The sequence below is a fragment of the Pseudonocardia sp. Ae150A_Ps1 genome (assembly GCF_001932315.1).
Classification (GTDB): Bacteria; Actinomycetota; Actinomycetes; order Mycobacteriales; family Pseudonocardiaceae; genus Pseudonocardia.
In genome coordinates, this window is sequence record NZ_MCIJ01000001.1 from 2,856,390 (window position 1) to 2,873,030 (window position 16,641).

Annotated in this window: 14 protein-coding genes; 3 read left to right on the forward strand and 11 right to left on the reverse strand. The window is 74.8% G+C overall.

Annotated features, from left to right (window positions below):
* Positions 1–106 precede the first annotated feature (106 nt).
* The 5 genes from Ae150APs1_RS13280 to Ae150APs1_RS13300 all read right to left on the reverse strand — a co-directional run bounded on the left by Ae150APs1_RS13280 (position 107) and on the right by Ae150APs1_RS13300 (position 7,231).
* A complete protein-coding gene (locus Ae150APs1_RS13280; RefSeq protein ID WP_212567204.1) occupies positions 107–1,678 on the reverse strand; it encodes an AMP-binding protein in 1,572 nt (523 codons plus the stop codon).
* A 147-nt stretch (positions 1,679–1,825) separates the two neighbouring features.
* Complete coding sequence (locus Ae150APs1_RS13285; protein WP_075297831.1) at positions 1,826–2,311, reverse strand: YbjN domain-containing protein; 486 nt, start codon at positions 2,309–2,311, stop codon at positions 1,826–1,828.
* Complete coding sequence (mshA, locus tag Ae150APs1_RS13290; RefSeq protein ID WP_075297833.1) at positions 2,308–3,594, reverse strand: D-inositol-3-phosphate glycosyltransferase; 1,287 nt, start codon at positions 3,592–3,594, stop codon at positions 2,308–2,310. The genes Ae150APs1_RS13285 and mshA overlap by 4 nt, the downstream gene beginning before the upstream one ends.
* A complete protein-coding gene (locus tag Ae150APs1_RS13295) occupies positions 3,591–6,347 on the reverse strand; it encodes a molecular chaperone Hsp90 (RefSeq protein ID WP_249266326.1) in 2,757 nt (918 codons plus the stop codon). The genes mshA and Ae150APs1_RS13295 overlap by 4 nt, the downstream gene beginning before the upstream one ends.
* A 38-nt stretch (positions 6,348–6,385) precedes the next feature.
* Positions 6,386–7,231, reverse strand: coding sequence for a DUF3027 domain-containing protein (locus Ae150APs1_RS13300; RefSeq protein WP_249266327.1), 846 nt, complete (start codon positions 7,229–7,231; stop codon positions 6,386–6,388).
* A 39-nt stretch (positions 7,232–7,270) separates the two neighbouring features.
* On the opposite strand from Ae150APs1_RS13300, the gene Ae150APs1_RS13305 reads away from it, so the two are divergent.
* The 3 genes from Ae150APs1_RS13305 to Ae150APs1_RS13315 all read left to right on the forward strand — a co-directional run bounded on the left by Ae150APs1_RS13305 (position 7,271) and on the right by Ae150APs1_RS13315 (position 10,345).
* On the forward strand, positions 7,271–8,167 hold the full coding sequence (locus tag Ae150APs1_RS13305) for a glutaminyl-peptide cyclotransferase (protein ID WP_212567205.1): 897 nt from the start codon (positions 7,271–7,273) through the stop codon (positions 8,165–8,167).
* 88 nt (positions 8,168–8,255) lie between these two features.
* A complete protein-coding gene (locus Ae150APs1_RS32025) occupies positions 8,256–9,821 on the forward strand; it encodes a hypothetical protein (RefSeq protein ID WP_060574755.1) in 1,566 nt (521 codons plus the stop codon).
* Positions 9,822–9,838: 17 nt separating this feature from the next.
* Positions 9,839–10,345, forward strand: coding sequence for a DUF2771 family protein (locus Ae150APs1_RS13315; RefSeq protein WP_170918084.1), 507 nt, complete (start codon positions 9,839–9,841; stop codon positions 10,343–10,345).
* 9 nt (positions 10,346–10,354) lie between these two features.
* Here the strand turns inward: Ae150APs1_RS13315 and Ae150APs1_RS13320 are convergent, their stop codons facing one another.
* The 6 genes from Ae150APs1_RS13320 to Ae150APs1_RS13340 all read right to left on the reverse strand — a co-directional run bounded on the left by Ae150APs1_RS13320 (position 10,355) and on the right by Ae150APs1_RS13340 (position 16,636).
* The gene (locus Ae150APs1_RS13320; RefSeq protein ID WP_249266328.1) at positions 10,355–11,182 is read right to left on the reverse strand and encodes an MsnO8 family LLM class oxidoreductase; all 828 of its coding nucleotides are present in this window, start codon (positions 11,180–11,182) and stop codon (positions 10,355–10,357) included.
* Positions 11,183–11,529: 347 nt separating this feature from the next.
* Positions 11,530–11,916, reverse strand: a complete 387-nt coding sequence (locus Ae150APs1_RS13325) for a cold-shock protein (RefSeq protein WP_010224442.1) — start codon at positions 11,914–11,916, stop codon at positions 11,530–11,532.
* Positions 11,917–12,022: 106 nt separating this feature from the next.
* Positions 12,023–13,693, reverse strand: a complete 1,671-nt coding sequence (locus tag Ae150APs1_RS13330; RefSeq protein ID WP_075302075.1) for an AMP-binding protein — start codon at positions 13,691–13,693, stop codon at positions 12,023–12,025.
* Positions 13,694–14,001: 308 nt separating this feature from the next.
* Positions 14,002–14,385: a hypothetical protein gene (locus Ae150APs1_RS32030; protein ID WP_249266329.1), complete on the reverse strand. Its 384-nt coding sequence runs from the start codon at positions 14,383–14,385 to the stop codon at positions 14,002–14,004.
* A 5-nt stretch (positions 14,386–14,390) separates the two neighbouring features.
* The gene (locus Ae150APs1_RS30435) at positions 14,391–15,416 is read right to left on the reverse strand and encodes a hypothetical protein (protein ID WP_170918086.1); all 1,026 of its coding nucleotides are present in this window, start codon (positions 15,414–15,416) and stop codon (positions 14,391–14,393) included.
* 32 nt (positions 15,417–15,448) lie between these two features.
* Positions 15,449–16,636: a S8 family peptidase gene (locus Ae150APs1_RS13340; RefSeq protein WP_083680109.1), complete on the reverse strand. Its 1,188-nt coding sequence runs from the start codon at positions 16,634–16,636 to the stop codon at positions 15,449–15,451.
* Between the last annotated feature and the right edge of the window lie 5 nt (positions 16,637–16,641).

The following is a 16,641-nucleotide window of genomic DNA, read 5'->3' on the forward strand; positions in this document are numbered from 1 at the left end:
TGCGCCCTCCGCCGATCGGCGTGACCTCCGCCCATGAACCCCAAGACGGCGCCGTCCCTGCGGTTCCGCAGGTCACGACGCCGTCCCGGTCGGCCGGACGGGAGGATCAGGCGTTCGACGTCTCCCGGGCCCGCAGGTCCTTGCGCAGGATCTTGCCCGACGCCGACTTCGGGATCTGGTCGATGAACTCGACCACCCGCACCTTCTTGTGCGGGGCGACCTTCCCGGCGACGAACGACATGACCTCGTCCTCGGTCAGGTCCGCACCCGAGGCCTGCTTCACCACGAACGCCTTCGGGACCTCCTCGCCCTCGGCGTCCTTGACCCCGATCACCGCGGTGTCGGCGATCTTCTCGTGGGTCAGGAGCAGGGCCTCCAGCTCGGCGGGCGGCACCTGGTAGCCCTTGTACTTGATGAGCTCCTTGACCCGGTCGACGATCGAGTAGACGCCCTCGTCGTCGACGACGGCGATGTCACCGGTGTGCAGGAAGCCCTCGGCGTCCTTGGTGGCGTCGGTGGCGTCGGTGTTGTTGCGGTACCCGACCATCGCGTTCGGGCCCTTCACCCACAGCTCGCCGCGCTCGCCGACGCCGACCTCCTGGCCGGACTCGGGGTCGACCAGCTTGCACTCGATGTTCGGCAGCGCGAAGCCGGACGAGTTCAGGTCGAGGTCGCCGCGGTCGTCGGGCATGCAGTGGCTGACCGGGGACAGCTCGGTCATGCCGTAGCCCTGGAGCACGGTGCAGTCGAGCCGCCTGGCGACGGCCCGGCCGAGCTCGCCGTCCAGCGGCGCGGCGCCGGAGAAGATCGTCTTCACGCAGGACAGGTCGTAGGAGTCGACGACCGGGTGCTTGGCCAGCGCGACGGCGACCGGCGGGGCGATGTAGAGCCGGTCGACGCGGTACTCGTGCACGATCCCGAGGAACTGCTCGAGATCGAACTTCGGCATCGTGACGACCGTGGCCCGGGCGTGCAGGCCCTGGTTCATCATCACGGTCATGCCGTAGATGTGGAAGAACGGCAGGAACGCCATGATCTTCGTCTGGTCGGTGACGTCCCCCATCGCCTGCACCTGGAGCAGGTTCGCGACCAGGTTGCGGTGGGTGAGGATCACGCCCTTGGCGAGGCCGGTGGTGCCCGACGAGTAGGGCAGCACCGCGGTGTCGGTCGAGCTCGTCGCGAGCTCGGGGGCCGGCGCGCCGGACGAGACGAGATCGGCCAGCGAGTCGTGACCCTCGGTCGCGTCGATCGTCAGCACGACGTCCTCGGAGAGCCCCGCCTCCTTGGCGCCGGGCACGGCCCGGTCCAGGAACGGCGAGACGGTGATGACCATCTTCGCGCCGGAGTCGCGCAGCTGGTGCGCCAGCTCCCCGGCGGTGTACATCGAGTTCGCGCTGGTCACGATGCCGTTCGCACGCAGGATGCCGTGGAACAGCGCCGCCCACTGCGGGAGGTTCGGCGCGAACAGGGCGACGACGTCGCCCTGCACGATGCCGCGGGCGGCGAGCCCGCCCGCGATCTTCTCGACGAGGTCGTGGAACTCGGTGTAGGTCAGCTGGCTGCCGTTCGTGCCGTCCAGGATCGCGGGCGCGTCCGCCCGATCACCGAACCCGTCGGCGAACAGGAACTCGGTCAGCGAGACGTCGGGGATGTCGACATCCGGGTACGGGCTGCGCATCGACAAGGCTTCGCTCCTTCGCGAGGTCCATCTCGGGGGCCGGGCGCCGGCTCGGCCGCCCGGGGTCGCGGCACATGCTAAGGGCACGGTGATCCCCCGCGCCGGGTGCGCCGTGAAAAGTTACCCGCGGGTCACCGGCGGGCCGGCTCACTCGACGAGGTGCTCGAACGCCTTCAGGTTCGCCGTCGACTCGCCGTGTGCGGTCCGCCACGCGTACTCGCGCCGGATCGACGAGGCGAAACCGAGCTCCAGGAAGGTGTTGAAGTCGCCGTCCGCGGTCTCCAGCACCGAGCCGAGGAGCCGGTCGACCTCGTCGGCGGTCACCGCGTGCCGGGGGACCCGGCCCACCAGGTGGATGTCACCGACCCGGTCCAGGCAGTAGTGCACGCCGTAGAGCTTGGCGTTGCGCAGCAGCATGAACCGGTAGACACCCTCGAAGTTCTCGTCCGGCCTGCGGCACACGAACGCCTGCACCGCGAGGGTCTGCTCGCGGACCAGCAGCCAGGTCTGGGTCTGCAGGCGGGCCTCCCCCGGCAGCGTGACGAGCCACTGGCCCGCACCCCGGTGGACGTGGTCGACCTCCATGTCGGCGAGCGCGTCGCCGATCGCCGTGTCGAGATCGTCGTCGCTCATACCCGTCCCAGCACCCGCGCGCGGAACTCGGCGCGGGCCTCGTCGTAGGCGCCCAGCAGGGCGTCGGTCGTGCGGTCCCAGGAGAACCGGCGCGCGTGCCCGGCCGCGACACCGGCCATCCGCTCCCGGCGGGCCGGGTCCAGCGCCAGCTCGCCCAGCGCGTCCGCCCAGTCGGAGATGTCGTGCCCGGTCACGAGCAGCCCGGACCGGCCCTCGGCGACGGCCACCGGCAGCCCGCCCACCCGGGTCGCGACGACCGGGGTGCCGCAGGCCTGGGCCTCCAGCGCGACCAGACCGAACGACTCGTTGTGGCTGGGGACGGCGACCACGTCGGCCACCCGGTAGACGGTCACCAGGTCGTCGCCGCCGCGGGGCGGGAGGAACCGCACGACGTCGGTGATGCCCAGCTCGGCGGCCAGCTCGTGCAGCGAGGTCGGCTCGGCCAGCCCCGACCCGGACGGCCCGCCCGCGATCAGCACGACCAGCCGCTCGCGCAGCGACGGCGTCCGGGCGAGCAGCTCGGCGGCGGCGCGCAGCAGCACGTCCGGGGCCTTGAGCCGCTGGATGCGGCCGACGAAGGCGAGCACGACGGCGTCGGCCGGGAGGTCCAGCTCCGCGCGGGCCGCGGCCCGGTCGCCGGGCCGGAACCGGTCGGTGTCGACCCCGGGCGGGATGGTGACGGTGCGGCGCGGGTCGGCGTCGTAGAGGTCGAGCAGCTGTTTGGACTCGATCTCGGTGTTCGCGACGAGCCGGTCCGCCTCGGCGACGACCTGGTCCTCGCCGATCACCCGGGCCCGCGGTTCCGGGGTGTCCCCGGCCGCCAGCGCGGCGTTCTTGACCTTGGCGAGGGTGTGCGCGGAGTGCACCAGCGGCACACCCCAGCGGTCCCGGGCCAGCCACCCGACCTGGCCGGAGAGCCAGTAGTGCGAGTGGACGACGTCGTACCAGCCGGGTTCGTGCCGGGCCTCGGCGCGCAGCACGCCCGCGGTGAAGGCGCACAGCTGGCTGGGCAGGTCGTCCTTGCCGAGCCCCTCGAACGGACCGGCCGCGACGAACCGGACCGTCGCACCCGGCGCGAGCTCCACCGTCGGCGGCTGCTCGGACGACGTGGCGCCGGTGAAGATCTCCACCTCGACGCCACGACGGGCCATCCGGATCGCGGTCTGCGCCACGTAGACGTTCATCCCGCCGGCGTCGCCGGTACCGGGCTGTTCGGTCGGGGAGGTGTGCACGGAGAGCACCGCGACCCGGCGCGGCAGCGCCCTCGAGTCGTCGATCGTCACGGGGTCATCCTGACACAGCGTCGCAGGGCCAGCGCGGCCACCAGCGCCCGCAGCGGGTCCGACGCGTGCCACTCACCGGCCGTGCCCGGCCAGGCCGGGACGGTCACCACGCGGCCGTCGTCGAGGTCGACGACCAGCTCGTCGTGCACCCGCAGCTCGCCGTCGGGCGGCTCGGCGCCGACCGCGAGACAGGCCGGGACGATCTCCGGGAGCGTGGTCCACGCCACCGGCCGTCCGGCCCCGCGGACGGTGCCGGTGACCCGGTCCGACGCCAGCGGGAGATCGAGCAGCTCGGCGAGGGCGACCGGGTCGTCACCGCCCGGGACGGCAGGCTCGTCACCGAGTGCGGGCAGCACCCACGGCGCGTCGAGGACGACGGCGCGGTCCGATCCCGCCACCGCGCCCGTCACCGTGCGGACGTGCCCGGGCGGGTCGACGTCGTCGAGCTCGACGACGCCCGCGGCGTAGGCGGCGGTCAGCGCGGAGTGCACGGTGCCCGCGACGTCCCCGGCGATCTGCCGGTCCGGGTCGGCCAGCCGGTCGAGCAGCTCGACGGCCTCGTCCGCCGCCCCGATCGTGACCCCGTCGCGGACGCCGACCGCCGCGAGCACGGCGTCGTCGACGCCGGGGAGCTCCGGCACCGGGTCGTAGAGCCCGGCCACCGACGACGCCGACCGCAGCCGCCAGGTCGACGGCAGCCGCCCGCCGATCCGCACGTGCCTGCCCAGCCACCAGGCGGTGTACCCGGTGAGCATCGCGGCGCGCGTCTCGCGGCCCCCGGCGAGCAGGGCGAGCGCCTCCGGCCAGGCGTCGTCGGCGACGAGGTCCAGGTCCCGGACGGCCGGTGGCTCGTGCTCACCGTCGTGGTCGTGGTCGTCCGCGTCGTAGGCGTCCGCGTCGTGCAGCACGTCCGGGTCGAACGCGGCGACCACGAAGCCGTCCAGCACCCCGGCCGCGACCAGCGCGTCGGCCCCGGCGTCGAGCCACCCGGCACCGACGGTGCCGACGGGGGCGTCCGGGTCGAGGAGGTCGCGCACCGCGGCACCGGGCAGGACGAGCTCGTCGGCGCGCGCCGGACGACCCCGGTCGTCGGTGAGGGCGAGGGCCCCGAACCGGCCGTCCCGCTCCGCCGACGGGGTGTCGAGCAGCGCCAGCACCGCGCGGGCGAGCGGTGCGGTGTCGAGACCGGCCTCGGCGTCGTCGAGGGAGCGTTCGACGGCCGCGTGCAGGGCCGGGGCGGCGAGCAGGGCCGCGCGGTCGGCGTCCGCGGCGCCGAGGCGGCGCAGGAGCGGGTGGACGGCGTCCGGGTGCGCGATCCGCAGCTCCGGGACGGCCGGGGTGCCGGTCTCGGCGGTCAGCACGGAGGCCGGGCCGGGGACCAGGCGCCCGTCGGCGAGCGGGACGGGCAACGCACCCAGCTCGGCGGCGAGACCGGGGACCGTGTCGACGGCCGGGGCGAGCAGCGCGTAGAGCGACCGCCACCACGCCGGTCCCGCCTCGACGCCGGTGAGCCGCTCGGCCAGCGCCGCCGCGCCGACCCGGTCGGTGTCCAGACCCGCGGGCGGGACGACACCGGACGCGACGAGCCGCTCGAACGCCGGGTCGGCGGCGGCGAGCAGCTCCGGCAGGCCCTCGGCCGGTCCGCCCAGGTCGAGCCACTCGGCACGGTCGGGGGCGAGGAGCCCGGAGGTGCCGTGCTCGCCGGCGGCGGGCAGCCACGGGGCACGGGCCAGCGCCGCCCCGACCGCCTCGCGCAGCCGGCCGTCGAGCGGGGACCGGGGGAAGGCCGGCTCGGGCACCAGCGCCGCCCGGTCCGCGGCGGGCACCGACCGGACGAGCGCGACGTAGGCCGTCGCGGCCGCGTCGACCAGCTCGGCCGTGGCCGGGTCGTCGGCCCGGATCCGTCGCCGGTCCGGGTCGAGCGGGAACGGGGCGAGCAGCCGGGCGGGGAGAGACAGCTGCTCCAGGCTCGGGGTGGGCGCGTGCAGCACCTCCCCGGCGTCGACGGGCAGCGGCCTCGGCCGGCCGTCCTCGCAGGGCAGTGCCCAGCGCACCGCGCCGTCACCCGCGAGGAGGAACTCCCGGTCGCCGACCCGCACGGCGCCGTCGCCGGACGGGATGCGGGTGAGCACCTCGGTGCCCGCCTCCACCCGCTCGAGAGCGGGCAGCGCGAGCAGCAGGTCGGGGCAGGACCGGGCGAGCTCGTCGAGCAGCGCCGCCGGGTCACCGTGGTCGGGACGCAGCCGGACCTCGGTGGCGTACCCCTCGGGCGGCGGGTCCTCGTCCGACGGCCAGACCAGCCGCAGCGCGGGTACCCGCGGGTCGCGTGCCAGCTCCGCCTCCGCCGCACCACCGAGCGCGCGGACCTCGTCCGCGGTCCGGGACGCGGAGAACGCGACCCCGCCGCCGGCCGTCACCAGGCGGGGCCGCGAGCAGACGGCGAGCACCGCGGCGAACCCGACGCCGAAGCGGCCGGTCGCGCCCGCGGCGTCCCGCTTCGCCGACGCCCGGAGCGCGGCCAGGGCGGCGACCCCGGCGGCGTCGAGCGGCGCGCCGGTGTTCGCGATCCGCAGCTCGTCCCCGGCGACCGTCGCGCGGACGTGCCCGGGCACCCCGGCCGCGACGGCGGCGTCGGCCGCGTTCTGCAGGAGCTCGGCGACCCAGGTGTCGGCGTAGCCGCCACGGCGCAGGTCGTCCTCGGCGTTGACGTCCTCGCGGAACCGGGTCGGCGACGACGCCCACGCCGCGAGCACGCCCTCCCGGAGCGCGGCAGTGCCGAACGGGTCGGTGCTCAGGACCCCGGACCGACCGGTTCGAGGTCCACGCCGTCGTCGTAGACCAGCGCGGAGACGTACACCGGCGCGCCGGAGGTCTCCGCGACCGACGAGTGCGCGCCGCAGCCGAACCCGACCGCGACGACCTGCCCGTCGGCCGGGGACGACGCGTTGGCGCACGCCCCGAACGAGCCGTGCAGCGCGCCGGCCAGCGGCACCAGGAACCCGCAGGTCCCGCAGGACGCCGGGGCGGAGCGGGCGAGATCGGCGGACGGGCCGTGCTCGCCGTCGGTCCAGCGCTCGGCGGCGTCGGAGCGCCCCAGCGGGGACAGCACGCGCTCGCGGCCGAGCCCGGCCTCGCGGGCCAGGTCGTCGACGGCGGGGTCGCCGGAGTCGAGGTAGCCGGGGACCAGGCGCGGGTCGTCCGGCGAGACCGGCAGGAGGTCGCCCGGCTTCAGGTCGTCCGGGCGGATCCGCTGGTCCCACGGGACCCAGTCGGGGGCGACGAGCGCCGTGTCGCCGGGCAGCAGCACCGTCTCGGAGACGGTGACGGACTCGCCCTCCCCCGCGCTCGCGATCGTGACCGCCCACCGCCAGCCGCGGTAGCCGGGGATATCGGCGACGAAGGAGTGGGTCACGGCGCCGTCGTCCTCCACGTCCGTCCCCAGGTGCGTCCCCACGGCGGCGGCCGCACCGACGGCGCCGAGCTCGTCGGCGGCCTCGTCGACGGCGGCCGACCGGGCGGCCTCGACGGCGTCGAACAGCTGGGGCGGCGCGGGCCGTGGCCCGGCGGGCGCGGGGGTCACCTCGGGCACGGGCGTGCCCGGCACCTCGACAGTGGCCTGGTCCTCACCTGCAGTCACCTCACCAGTGTGCCACCCGGTCCCGGGCATGCTGGTGCGGTGCCCACCCGTCCCGCCGACCGGCCCGCGCACGACCGCACGGCGCCGCGCCGGCGCACCGCCCCGCCGCTCCCCCGGATCCGCCGGTCGGCTCTCCTCCTGACCCTCTGCGGCTCCCTGGTGCTGTCCGCCTGCGGCGCCGCCGGGTCCGCGACGCCCGCCGTCGTGTCCCGCACCGGCGACGTCCCGGTCGTCCGGCCGGAGGTGCTGGCGGAGATCCCGCACGACACGGACGCGTTCACCCAGGGCCTGGAGCTGCGCGACGGGACCCTCTACGAGGGGACCGGCCTGGTGGGCGAGTCCGAGATCCGGGCCCTCGACCCGGGCACCGGTGCGGTCCGGGCGTCGAGCCCGCTGCCCGGTTCCTACTTCGGCGAGGGGATCACCGTCGCCGGGGACCGGATCTGGCAGCTGACCTGGACCGACGGCGTCGCGATCGAGTGGGACCGCGCGACCCTGCGACCGCGCCGCGAGGTGCCGGTCGACGGCGAGGGCTGGGGACTGTGCCTGTCCGGCGGGACGGACGGTGGCGGGGCCCGGGTCGTCCGCTCCGACGGCACCGACCGGCTGCGCTTCCACGATCCTGCCGACCTGGCGGAGACCGGGTCGGTCGCCGTCACCCTGGACGGTGCGCCGGTGTCCGAGCTGAACGAGCTGGAGTGCGTCGGCGACCGGGTGTGGGCGAACGTCTGGCAGACCGACCGGCTCGTCCGGATCGACCCGGCGACCGGTGTGGTCGACGCCGTCGTCGACGCCGCGGGCCTCCTGCCTCCCGGGCGGCGGGCCGGTGCCGACGTGCTGAACGGCATCGCGCACGTCTCCGGCGACGAGTACCTGCTGACCGGGAAGCTCTGGCCGTCGACGTTCCGGGTGCGGCTGCCGGTGCCGGACGCCTGACCGCCGGCCGCTGCGCCGCACGGGTGACGGCGCGCCCGATCCCCCGGGACGCGGCGAAACCGTCGGTCCCTCTCGGCACAATGGGGGCGTGGCAGGGAACCCGTTCCGGCGCCGTCGTGCACGCACGGCGGCGGGCCCGCCGTCCCGTGCGCCGCGCACCGACCCGCGGACGACGCCGATCAGCTCGGACTCGACGCTCCGGTACCCGGGCACGGAGGCGGACGGCTCCGCGCGGTCCGACACGACCCGGTCCTCGACCGCGACCGCGGAACCACCCCGGGCCGGTGCGTCCGGGCCGCGGAAGCTGACCGTCACCCGGGTGGCGGTGCACCGCACCCGGGAGCTGTCCGGGCGCGCGGTCGGCCTGTTCCGCCGGGCCGCGACCGCCGACGGCGCGGACCGCTCCGGGCTCACGGCGCTCACCTACGCCACGATGCTGACCTACGCGCTCGACGCCGCGGTGGCCGTCGCCTTGGCGAACACGCTGTTCTTCGCGGCCGCGACGGCCGAGTCGAAGGCGAACGTCGCGCTCTACCTGGCGATCACCGTCGCCCCGTTCGCGCTGGTCGCGCCGGTGATCGGGCCGGCGCTGGACCGGCTGCAGCGGGGCAGGCGGATCGCGATGGCGGTGTCCTGCGCCGGGCGGGCCGTGCTCGCCGTGGTGCTGGTGTTCCAGCTCGACACCTGGCTGCTGTACCCGGCGGCCCTCGGGATCATGGTGCTGAGCAAGTCGTTCCTGGTGCTCAAGGCCGCCGTGACGCCACGGGTGCTGCCGTCCTCGATCACGCTGGCGACGACGAACTCGCGGCTGACGACGTTCGGCATGGCCGCGGGCGGGGTGGCCGGTGCGGTCGCCGCGGGCGCGGCGGCGCTGCTGGGATCCCCCGGTGCGCTGTGGTGGACGGCGGCGCTCGGCGTCGCCGGGGCCGTCCTGTGCCTGCGCATCCCCCGCTGGGTCGAGTCGACGGCGGGCGAGGTCTCCGCCGCGGTCCCCGCCGGGAGGCCGGGTCCGGCACGGGCCAGGGTGCCGGCGACGCGCGCGGTGCTCGTCGCGCTGTGGGGCACCAGTGCCGTCCGGGTGCTGACCGGGTTCCTCACGCTGTTCGTCGCGTTCGTGGTGAAGGCCGGTGCCGAGCAGGCCCCCGCCGGGGACCCGGCGGGACAGCTGTTCGTGATCGGCATGGTCGGCGCGGCCGCCGGTGCCGGGCTGTTCCTCGGCAACGCCGTCGGTGCGCGCAGCCGGTTCGGCCGGGTGGAGCCGGTCGTCCTGGCGGCGGCGGCCGCGGCGCTGCTCGCCGCCGTCGGGGTCGCACTTCTGCCCGGGGTCCCGGCGGCGGTGGTCGCGGCGCTGGTGGCGTCGTCGGCGAGCGCGCTGGCGAAGGTCTGCCTGGACGCGGTGATCCAGCGGGACCTGCCCGAGCACGCCAGGGCGTCGGCGTTCGGACGGTCGGAGACGGTGCTGCAGACGGCGTGGGTGCTGGGCGGCGCGATCGGGGTGCTGGCCCCGCACGACACGTTCCGGACCGGGTTCCTGATCGTCGCCGGTGTGGTGGCGGTGTTCGGGCTGCAGACCGCGCTGATCCGGCGCGGCGGCACGCTGGTGCCGGGGCTGGGCGTCCGGGCCGCCCCGGTCGCCCAGGGCGGGCTCCGCTGATCCGTAGGGTGGTCGGTGTGATCACCCGTCCCCGACGGTCCGCGCGCACGCTCGCCGGGCTCCTCGCCGTCGTCGCGGTCCTGCTCGCCGGATGCGGCGGCTCGTCCCCGACCGTGACCTTCGACGTCGCCGGGAACGCGCTGACCGCCGCGCCCACGCAGTTCTGCGACAACCGCATGGAGGACTGCACCGACGACCCGAACGCCCGGGTCACCGCCGACGTCCCGCCCGGCACCGCGGTCCGGATCACCGTGCCGGACGAGGTGTCCTCCGGACCGTGGCAGGTCGCCTACGCCTTCACCCGCGACGGCTCGCCGCAACCGATCCAGCAGCGCAGCGACATCGCGCCGGCCGGGAGCCGCACCGAGTTCACCCTGGAGCTCCCGCAGCCGACCGACCGGCTCCTCACCGCGCAGGTGCAGCTGTTCGGACCCGCTCCGGCGATCGACCAGGAGACCCTGCAGATGCAGTTCCCGGTGCGTGCCACCTGGGTGCTGGTGGGCGAGCAGCAGCCGGCGTCCTGAGCGCCGGGGTCACCGACGGGCGCCGGGCGCGGCGCGGGTCGCACCCAGCAGCCTGGCCAGGGCCGCGTCGGACTCCGCGAGCGCGTCCCGGTCCCAGGTCGACGAGCTGACCAGCAGCTCGTCGGCACCGGTGCGCTCCACGAGATCGTCGAGGTGCTCGGCGACGGTGTCCTCGTCGCCGGCGACGGTGCGGCTCAGCGCCGACGCGACGAGCTCCCGCTGCCTGCCGGTCGACCGGCGGTCCCGTGCGGGCGGCTCCAGCGGCGGGAACTCCCCCGTCGTCCGGGCGGCGGCGAGCGCCCACGCCTCCGGCCACGCCAGCTCCGGCGGCCCCACCAGGACGTCCGCCGAGACCACGAGATGGGCGGCCGCCCCGGCCCGCTCGCGGTATCCGTCGAGGTAGGCCAGGAGCTCGGTGACGCCGGCGCGGAACGCGTCGTCGCCGGCGTCCGCCGCACGCAGCGCCCGGCGGACCGGCTCGGTGAACCCCGGCGAGCGCCCGAGCCCCACGTCGATCCGGCCCGGGTACAGCGCCGCGAGCGTCGCGGCCTGCTCGGCGACGACGAGCGGCTGGTGGTTGGGCAGCATGATCCCGCCGGAACCGACCCGGATCCGCTCCGTCGCCGCGGCCACGGCCGCCATCAGGACCGGCGGGCTCCCGGACGCGATCCCCGGCACCGCGTGGTGCTCCGCGACCCAGAACCGGTGGTAGCCCGACCGCTCCGCCCGCCGGGCCCGGTCGACGGTGTGCCGCAACGCCGCCGAGTCGGGTTCCCCCGCCCGGGTCCGGGATCGGTCCAGCAACGACAGGCGCACGCCCGGTGCAACGCGAGCCACGGCCCGGACATTTCGCCTGCCCGTGCCGGGCCCGCCCCCACCCACACGGGCCCCCTCGCGCCACCGCCACCGCCGATCCGGTTTCGCACGGGATCGCTCGCCTCGCACGGAATCCGACCCGCCGGCACGGGGCGCCGTCACACCCGGACCGGCCGCCGTCTCACCGGGCGGAGATCGCTGCCTGGGGAAGCGATTTCACAGAAAGAGGCACGCCGGGCACAGCGCTCCGGGGCCAGGCCCCGCCACCGAGGGCGCTGCGACGCCCGCCTCTCGGGCCCGCCAGGGCCGCCCACACCGCCGCGCCCGGGCTCGAGGGTCCCCGGCGTACCGCGCTCGGTCCGCGGCGCTCAGCCGTCGAGGTCCCGGGCGACCGCGCGGACGACCTCGGCGGCCAGCTTGCACGTCTTCCGGTCGGGGTACCGGCCGTGCCGCAGCGCCGGCTGGATCTTGTTCTCCAGCAGGCCCATCATGTCCTCGATCAGGCCGTGCAGCTCCTCGGCCGGGCGGCGCGTGTTCTCCACGGCCGACGCCTGCTTCTCGACCACGCGGACCGACAGCGCCTGCGGGCCCCGCCGTCCCTCGGCCATGCCGAACTCGACCCGCTGACCGGACTTGAGCGCCTCGGTCCCGGACGGCAGTGCCGCCTTGCGGACGTAGACGTCCTCGCCGCCGTCCTGGGAGAGGAAGCCGAAGCCCTTCTCCGCGTCGTACCACTTCACCCTGCCGGTGGGCACCGTGCTCCTCGATTCCCTGCGTTCCTGCCTGCACGACGAACGCGCCCGGGGAAGCCGGTGGCTTCCGGACGCGTCGCCTCATCGTACCGCGTGGTAAGTGCCGGGGTCAGGCGTTTCGGGCGCCCGCCGCCTCACCGAGATCGAGCAGGCCGACCGACTTCTCGCGCATCTCGACCTTGCGGACCTTGCCGGTGACCGTCATCGGGAACTCGTCGACGACCAGGACGTAGCGCGGGATCTTGTAGTGCGCCAGCCGTCCGGTCGCGAACTCCTTCAGGGACTCCGGGGTCATCGCCGCCGCACCCTCGCGGAGGACCACCCAGGCGCAGAGCTCCTCGCCGTAGCGGGCGTCGGGGACCCCGATGACCTGCGCGTCGAGGACGTCGGGGTGGGTGTAGAGGAACTCCTCGATCTCGCGCGGATACACGTTCTCCCCGCCCCGGATGACCATGTCCTTGATCCGGCCGGTGATGTTGACGTAGCCCTCGTCGTCCATGACGGCGATGTCCCCGGTGTGCATCCAGCGAGCCCGGTCGATCACCTCCGCGGTCTTCTCCGGCTGGTCCCAGTACCCGAGCATGACCGAGTAGCCGCGGGTGCAGAGCTCACCGGCCTCGCCCCGGGGCAGGGTCTTCCCGGTCTCCGGGTCGACGACCTTGACCTCCAGGTGCGGGTGCACCCGGCCCACGGTGGAGACCCTCAGGTCCAGCGAGTCGTCGGCGCGGGTCTGGGTGGACACCGGGCTGGTCTCGGTCATGCCGTAGCAGATCGTCACCTCGGTCATGCCCATCCGCTCGACGACCTGCTTCATCACCTCGACCGGGCACGGCGAGCCGGCCATGATCCCGGTGCGCAGGCTGGACAGGTCGTACGACGCGAAGTCCGGGTCGTTGAGCTCGGCGATGAACATCGTCGGGACGCCGTAGAGCGAGGTGCAGCGCTCCTGCTCGACGGCCTTCAGCGTCGCCTTCGGGTCGAAGCCCTCGGCCGGGATGACCATCGTCGCGCCGTTGGTGGTGCACCCGAGGTTGCCCATGACCATGCCGAAGCAGTGGTAGAAGGGCACCGGGATGCAGACCCGGTCCGCCTCGGTGTAGCCGCAGAGCTTCCCGACGTAGTAGCCGTTGTTGAGGATGTTGTGGTGCGACAGCGTCGCGCCCTTCGGGAACCCCGTGGTCCCGGACGTGTACTGGATGTTGATCGGGTCGTCGGCGGTCAGCGACGCCTGGATCTCGGCGAGCCGGACCCGGTCCGCGGCGGCGCCGCCGGCGGCCAGGGCCGCCCACTCGTCCGACCCGGCGATGACGACGCGCAGCAGGTCCGGGCAGTTGCCGCGGACCTCGGCGATCATCTTCTCGTAGTTCGAGGTCTTGAACTCGCGCGCCGCGACCAGGGTGGAGATCCCGGCCTGCTTCAGCACGAACTCCAGCTCGTGCGTCCGGTACGACGGGTTGATGTTGACCAGGACGACGCCGAGCTTCGCCGTGGCGTACTGGGTCAGCGTCCACTCCGCCATGTTCGGGGCCCAGATGCCCAGCCGGTCCCCGGTCGCGACGCCGGCGGCGAGCAGGCCGCAGGCGAGCCGGTCGACGTCCTCGCGCAGCTGCGTGTAGGTCCAGCGACGCCCGGTGGCCACCTCGACCAGCGCGTCGTTGTCACCGAACGCGGCGGCGGTGCGGTCGAAGTTGTCGCCGATGGTGTCACCGAGCAGCGGTGTGTCCGAGATCCCGGATGCGTACGACGGGACGACGGGGTGTCCGGCGGCGGGGGAGGTCACGACGTTGTTCTCCTCGACGGTGCGCGGCAGAGCGATCTGCGACACATCCTCGTCCTTGAGCAGGCCGGTGCCAACACCCCCTCGGGAGAGGGCTACGACGACAGCCTGCGCCCGGCCCGCCTGCCCGACTCGGCGACCCGCGTCGCCCCGCGCCGGGCTCCGCGGGCGGCCCGCTGCAGCGGCTTCGGCGACGGCTCGGGCCACGGACCGACCGGGACGAGCACCCGTTCGGCCGGGGCGAACCCGGCCGGGTAGCCGGGGACCCGCCAGGTGCCGGCCGGTGCGTCCGGCGGCAGCCACTCCGGGCGCTACATCCCCAGGGCCAGTGCCAGGTCCTCCAGCGACGGTCGCAGTTCCTCGGTGAGGTCCGTGCGCAGGTGCTCGGCCCACAGCCGTACCCGCAGGTCACGGACCTGGTCGCCGGTCGTGACGAGTGCGGTGCTCAGCTCGGTGTCGGTGCCGCGCATCGACCGCGAGAAGAAGTTGGCCGACCCGACGGCGGCGAACACGTCGTCGACGAGCATCAGTTTGGTGTGGACCGTGAGGTCCTCGATGCGGTGCATCATCACGTTGCCGCGGTCGGCGGGGTCCAGCTGGTCGACGACGCCACGCTGCACGTCGCCGGTGACCCGGCGACGGAACTTGTTCACGCCGGCGTCCACCGGGTCCCGCCGGCCGGAGCAGACGAGCACGATCTTCACCCCGCGTGCGGCGGCGTCGCGGAGCAGGCCGTAGAGCCGGAACGCGCGCCGGCCGCCGGGGACCTCGAAGAAGTACTGGTCCTCCAGGTATACACGTAGTGCCGGGCGGCGCGGATCGCGGCGCTCAGCGCGTGGAAGACCTCCTGGACGCCGTCGCGCGGCAGCACCGTCCAGTGCCGCCGGTGGAGCATCCCGAAGTGGTCGATCTTCCACGGCCGGAACAAGCGGAGCACCTGCACCGCGGTACCCGGCTCGTCGCGCGGCGGCGCCGGCGGCGACGGCGGGAGGAGCGGCGCAACCGGCTCGGGGTTGATCGCCTCCCAGTCGACCGGGTTCACCATGAACCTGCGCGGCGGGAGCGTCACCGCCTCGGTCCAGCGGGCCCGGTAGACCTCCCAGACCCGGGCCGCGGCCGGACCGCGGAGCCGGACGGCGCCGTCGTGCCAGCCCCACCGCTCCGCACCGATCGAGAGCCGGTCGTGCGGCTCGGCGTCGAACCGGTTCGCCGACAGGTCGAGCCCGCCGACGAAGGCGGTCAGCTCCCCGCCCACGTGTGCGAGCACGATCTTCTGGTGGTGGCAGCCGATCCCGGAACCGGACCAGTCCAGCAGCACACGGCCGCGCAGCTCCGGGCGGCGCCGCAGCTCCAGCGCGGCGAACGCGTTCGCCCGGAACGGCCCGATCGCCACCCCCGGCACCGAGCCGGAGAACAAGGCCCCGGTCAGCAGCACGCGGACGTCCACACCGGCGGCGACGAGCCGGGCCAGCCGGTCGGCGAGGGGCTCGTAGCCGTCGTCGCCGGGTTCCCGCCCGGTCAGGTCCATGTCCGGTTCCATGTTGAGCCCGGTGATCAGCACGGAGTCCCCGGCGCCTGCCCGGTCCAGGAGCCCACGCAGGTCGGCGAAGTAGGTGACACCGTCGACGATCGGGTGCCACTCGGTGTCCTCGCGGAACGTCGGGGACTCCGGGGTCCCGGGAACGAGGTAGCGGGAGACGAGATCGTCGAGCGACGGGCCGGGCATGCGCCGACGCTATCCGCCGGTCTCTCCGTGGGTCACAGCCCGCCGGTCTGCAGCAGCCGGTTCGGCGTGCCCCCGGTCTCGCCGCCGCTGATCTTCCCGCCGACGGCGTTGTCGAGCATCCACGACCGCACCGTCGCCGCGGGCTGGTCGCCGCGGGCCTGCTTGTAGAGGGCCGCGACGCCGGCGGCGAACGGGGCCGCCATCGACGTCCCGGTGTAGGAGGCGGTGCCCCCGCCCGGCACCGGGGCGACGATCCGGGATCCCGGCGCGTAGAGCGACACGCAGCGCCCGGTGGAGGAGTTGGAGGCCCGGCGGTCCTCGATGGTGGAGTTCGCGACGACGAGCACGCCGTCGACGGCCCGGGGCAGCGCGGTGCAGTCGTCGCCGCCGGTGTTGCCCGCCGAGGACGCCGAGAACACCCCGGCACCGATCATCCGCTTCACGGCCTGCTCCAGCATCGGCGAGTTGCCGTAGCTCCAGGACATGACCGCCACCGACGGGCCGCGCTTGTTCTGCACGACCCAGTCGATCCCGGCCAGGAGCGACGACAGCGTGCCGGTGCCGTTGCAGTCCAGGACCTTCACGGCGCGGACGTTCGCGCCGGGCGCGACGCCGTAGTCCTTCGCGGCGGCGATCCCGCCGACGACGGTGCCGTGCCCGTCGCAGTCCTCGTTGCGCTGGTCGATCGTGTTGGTCTCCAGCTTCGCCCGGCCGCCGAACTGCGGGTGGTTCGCGTCCACACCGGTGTCGAGCACGAACACGTCCACACCGGAGCCGTCCGCGGTGTGCCGGTACCGCCCGTCGAGCGGGAGGTCCGGCTGGTCGATCCGGTCGAGACCCCAGTTGCCGGGGGCCTGCTCGTCCTGCGCCGGGTCGGCCGGTGCGTCCTGGTGGGTGCCCTGCGGGTCGACCGCACTGATCGTCCGGTCCTCCTCGACGCCGACCACGCCCGGCCGCCCGCGCAGCTCGGCGGCCTGCGTCGCGTCGAGCTGCGCGGCGAAGCCGTGCACGACGGTGTCGAAGGTGACGCTCGGCCGGGCGCCGACCGACTCGGCGGCGGCCCGGGTCTGGCCGGCCGAGGCGGTCTGCACCAGGTAGCCGGTCGGCGCCCCCGGCGCGGTCTCGGCGGCGGACGCCTGGGTCGCGAGGGGAACACCGAGAGCCACCGCCAGGACACCGGCAGTGACCGAGCGGGCGGCACTGGAACGCAGGAGGCTCACGGACA

Excerpts from the sequence above, each read along its gene's own strand:
- Ae150APs1_RS13280 (WP_212567204.1), bottom strand. The coding sequence starts at position 1,678 with ATGCGCAGCCCGTACCCGGATGTCGACATCCCCGACGTCTCGCTGACC.
- Ae150APs1_RS13285 (WP_075297831.1), bottom strand. The coding sequence starts at position 2,311 with ATGAGCGACGACGATCTCGACACGGCGATCGGCGACGCGCTCGCCGAC.
- Ae150APs1_RS30435 (WP_170918086.1), bottom strand. The coding sequence starts at position 15,416 with ATGCCCGGCCCGTCGCTCGACGATCTCGTCTCCCGCTACCTCGTTCCC.